Origin of the sequence: Bartonella capreoli, assembly GCF_902813205.1 — a bacterium.
GTDB lineage: Bacteria > Pseudomonadota > Alphaproteobacteria > Rhizobiales > Rhizobiaceae > Bartonella > Bartonella schoenbuchensis.
In genome coordinates, this window is record NZ_CADDZX010000166.1 from 1 (window position 1) to 475 (window position 475).

General features: G+C 35.4%; 1 protein-coding gene. It reads left to right on the forward strand.

Features of this window, described 5'->3' with window-relative positions; genetic code table 11:
* Nucleotides 1-475: ATPase, T2SS/T4P/T4SS family (locus J7R05_RS07895; protein ID WP_208541838.1), on the forward strand; the 475-nt coding region annotated here is incomplete at both ends.

Consider the following 475-nt stretch of genomic DNA (forward strand, 5'->3'; position numbering starts at 1 on the left):
GGACAAAAATCCGATATTATCTGCTACCTTACCGAATAATGAGCGTATTCAAATTGTCATTCCTCCGGCAGTAGAAAAAGATACGATCAGTATGACAATTCGCAAACCCTCATCACGGAGTTTTTCTCTTGAAGATCTTTCAAATAACGGTCTTTTTTCGCTGTGTGAACAAGTGACATTCACACCTTTAAATGATTATCAATCACATTTTAACGAACTCAAAAACATTGAGCATAGCTTAGTAACCGCTTATTATAATAAGGATTTTGTCTTCTTTTTAAATCAGGCTGTAAAACGTCAAAAAAATATTTTGATTTCCGGAAAAACCGGCTCTGGTAAAACAACATTGTCAAAAGCATTAATCGCTAAAATCCCTAGTAATGAGCGTATTATAACTATCGAAGATACACAAGAATTGGTTGTGCCTCAACCCAACCACGTTTCTATGATCTATTCAAAAGACGGCCAAGGTTTA